Annotated in this window: 2 protein-coding genes; one reads left to right on the top strand and one right to left on the bottom strand. The window is 73.9% G+C overall.

Annotated elements, in window-relative coordinates; all coding sequences use genetic code 11:
* Nucleotides 1-115 precede the first annotated feature (115 nt).
* A complete protein-coding gene (locus ACFV0O_RS20645; protein WP_380343665.1) occupies nt 116-2,875 on the bottom strand; it encodes a flippase-like domain-containing protein in 2,760 nt (919 codons plus the stop codon).
* Nucleotides 2,876-3,009: 134 nt separating this feature from the next.
* Between ACFV0O_RS20645 and ACFV0O_RS20640 the strand changes: the two genes are divergently transcribed.
* Entirely contained in the window at nt 3,010-3,387 is a 378-nt protein-coding gene (locus ACFV0O_RS20640) for an MGMT family protein (RefSeq protein WP_380343662.1), read from the top strand.
* Nucleotides 3,388-3,552 lie beyond the last annotated feature (165 nt).

Below are 3,552 nucleotides of genomic sequence, written 5' to 3'. Positions count from 1 at the left end.
AACCAGACAGCCATGTTCTGCTAGCGCCCCCCGCCGCCCGCGCGCCCCCCCTCGGGGGCGCGCGAGTCCGCGTCGCGAGCCCCGGCAGGGCCCTCCGTCGTGCGCCGGGGATGCTTCAGAGCGCGTTCCTGCGCTGCAGCACGTTGTAGGCGATCCAGCCCGGCAGGACCGGCAGCCAGAAGGTCAGCGCCCGGTAGAGGAAGACCGCCGGGGTGGCGACCGCGGGGGACACGTCCGCGACGGTGAGGGCGCCGATCAGGGCGACCTCGACCGGGCCGATGCCGCCCGGGGTGGGGATCGCCGAGCCGGCCGCGTTGGCGGTCAGGAAGACCACCGCGACCGCCGAGAAGCTGATGGTGCCGCCGAAGGCCTGCACCGAGAAGTCCAGGCAGGCGGTGAAGGAGAGGGTCAGCAGCAGGATGCCGCCGAAGCCGGTGACCAGCTTGCTGGGCGTCTGCATCAGGTCGAGCATCCGCGGCACCACGCCGAAGAACAGCGAGCGCAGCCGGCCGAGGACGAACCGGCGCAGCGGGGCGACGGCGGCCACCACCAGGGCGAGCACGGCGGCGCTCAGCACACCGATGATCACCGCTCGGGAGGCGGAGAGGTCGCCGTTGGTCTGGCTGCCGGTGATCAGGCCGAAGCTGAACAGCAGCAGCAGGTGCCCGGCCAGGCCCGCCAGCTGGGAGGCGCCGACCGAGGCGACCGCCTGGCCGGAGCGGATGCCGGCCTTCTGCAGGTAGCGGGTGTTCAGGGCGATGCCGCCGATCGCGGCGGGCGCGACCAGCTTGACGAAGGAGCCGGCCAGCTGGGCGGCGACGGTGCGCCGGAACGGCAGCCGCTCGGGGACGAAGCCGGTCAGGCTCATCGCGGCGGCGACGTAGCTGAAGGCGGCCGCGACCAGGGCGGCGGCCGCCCACGCCCAGTTCATCTGGGACAGCTTGAGCTGGGCCGGCTTGAGGGTGGTCAGGGCCAGGTAGGCGGCGAAGGTGAGCGCGATCACCATGATCAGCGTCTTCGGCTTCAGCCGTTCCAGCTTGGCCGGCTCCATCGGCGCCTCGGGGGCGATCTGCAGGATCTGGCCGCGGATGCGGCTCAGCAGGTCCTCGCCGGCCGCCGCGATGTCCTCCTCGGCCTGCTGCTGGGTGCGCTCGCCGGCCGCGACCTGCTCCAGGGCCCTGGCGCGGGCCGTGGCCTTGCGCTCCTTGCTCTGCTTGGCGAGGTCGACCCTGGTGGAGCGGCTCATCCCGACCGGCTGGAGCAGTGGCAGGGCCTGGGCGACCCGCTCGGCGCCGAGCACCGCGTTGGCGGTGGCCACGGCCCGCTCGGGGCCGATCCGCAGTGCGAAGGTGGTGAGCAGCTGGGCGACGTCGATGCGCAGGGTGAGGTCGGTGGCGGCGATGTCGCCACCGGAGAGGTTGACCAGGCAGCCGGTCCGGTCGTCCACCACCAGCAGGGACTCGCCGGTCAGCCGGCGGTGGGCGATCCGCCGCTCGTGCAGGGCGCCCACCGACTGCCAGATCGAGGCCATCACCGGGTCGGTGACCTCGTCGTCGGCCAGCTCGTCGAGGGTGCGGCCCTCGACGTTCTCGTACACCAGGATCGCGGCGTCCGGGCCGAGCTCGGAGGTGGCGACCAGCTGCGGCGCGCAGGCGCCCGAGGCGGCCGCCGCGTACGCGATCAGGGCCTCCTGCTCCAGCGCCTGGCGCAGCGACTGCGGGCTGCGGCGCACCGCGACCGAGCGCAGCCGCAGCCGACGCCAGGCCCGGTAGAAGAAGCCGGAGGCCTGCTGCTCGCGGTCGACGATGTGGACGTCCAGGGGCGGGCCGCCCTGCTGGGTGACGTAGTAGCGGCGGGTGCCGCCGGGGGCGTCGGGGGCGCGGTGGGCGCCGTCCGGGGTGAAGCCGACCTTGCGCAGGCCGATCATCAGGTGCTGGCCGGTCGGGCGGATGTTGGGGGAGCCGATGGCGTACAGCGTGCCGTAGGCGACGGACCAGCCGATCAGCACCGTGAGCATCAGCGACAGCGGGGTGGTGTAGCCGCCGAGGAGTTCGGTGATGCCGCTGAAGACGACCACCACCCACAGGGCGACCCGCCAGCGCGGTCTGCTCGACATGCCGACGGCGGTCATGTAGGCGATCACCGGGGCGAGGTAGCCGTGCACCGGGTCGGTGAGGGTGCCGTTGCTGTCCAGCGGCAGCCGGGTCAGCGCGTCGCGGATGTGTTCGGAGGCGCCCTCGGCCACCCACCAGTCGATGCCGAGCGAGACGCCGTACGCGAGCACCGAGGCGAGCACGCCGTCGGCGACCCGCAGGCCGTCGCGTTTGATCAGCCGCTCGACGGCGAACGCCAGTGGTACGGCGAGCACCGCGACGCTGGAGACCAGGCCGGTGATGGTGGAGAGCACCGCCGAGAAGTGCGGCGCGTTGGTGGCGATGTCCTGTTCGATGCCGGTGGTGGTCGAGGTGGCGATGCCGGCGAGCACGAAGACGGCGACTATCCCGAAGACCCCGGCCAGGAAGCGGATCAGGTCGGACGGGCGGTGCGCGCGGGCGGCGAGCAGCGGCTCGTCGACGTCCAGGTGGGGGGCGTCGTCCAGCGGCTCCTGGTGGTCGGGCAGCGGTTCCGGGGCCGGGGCCGGCACCACCGGCTTCGGGGCCTCCGGCTCGGTGGCCTCCGGCGGGGCGGGCCGTTCGGTCGGCTCGGGGGCCGGCGCGGGCACGGGGGTCTTGATCGTCAGGTCCTTGATCAGGGAGACTTCCGGCGTCGGCCCTGGCTCGGGCCGGCCTTCCGTCCCGGCACCGGGTGCCGGGGGCACGGCGGCGGAGGACTCGTCGGAGTCCTTGTCCACGCCCACGTCAGCCGTCCCGGTCATCTGGTCTTGTCCTCGTATCACCACTCACCGCCCCGAAGATGGTGGCATGCCCCGACCCCCCGTGCTGGACAGGGGGCGGATCGGGCGCGGCGATCCGTTCGCCCCGGACCGCGAGTACGCCCCTGTGAGGAAGAATGCCCCAGGTGACGGACGTAACAGACGACGGCCTCCAGGACGCCCTACCGCCCTTCGCCGAACTGGTGCTCGACCTGACCGAGCGGATTCCACCCGGCAGGGTGATGACCTACGGCGACGTCGCCGAGTACCTCGGCCAGGGCGGCCCCCGGCAGGTCGGCCGGGTGATGGCACTGTACGGCGGCTCGGTGCCCTGGTGGCGGGTCATCCGCGCGGACGGCCGCTTCCTGCCCGGGCACGAACAGCGTGCCCTCGCCCACTACGGCGACGAGGGCACCCCGCTGCGCGAGCTCGCCGACCCGCCCCGGGTCGACCTCCGCCGGGCCCGCTGGGACGGCCGGGAGACTTCCCCGAACTCCCCGCACGGACGGGATTGACGGGGGAGGATCGTAGGCTCGATGGGGGCGGGCCCGGCGGGGCCGCCCCCCCCCCCCCCCCCCCCCCCCCCCCCCCACCAACCCCCCCCCCCCCCCACCCCCCCCCACACCCCCCCCCCCCACCCCCCCCCCCACACCCCACCAACAAAAACCCCCCCCCCCCAC

Origin of the sequence: Kitasatospora sp. NPDC059577, from assembly GCF_042735475.1 — a bacterium.
GTDB lineage: Bacteria > Actinomycetota > Actinomycetes > Streptomycetales > Streptomycetaceae > Kitasatospora.
Note: the sequence above shows the minus strand (reverse complement) of the source record. Positions and strands in the feature narration are given on the sequence as shown.

Bases quoted from the DNA above. Each gene is read 5' to 3' on its own strand.
- ACFV0O_RS20645 (WP_380343665.1), bottom strand. From the start codon at position 2,875: ATGACCGGGACGGCTGACGTGGGCGTGGACAAGGACTCCGACGAGTCC.
- ACFV0O_RS20640 (WP_380343662.1), top strand. From the start codon at position 3,010: ATGCCCCAGGTGACGGACGTAACAGACGACGGCCTCCAGGACGCCCTA.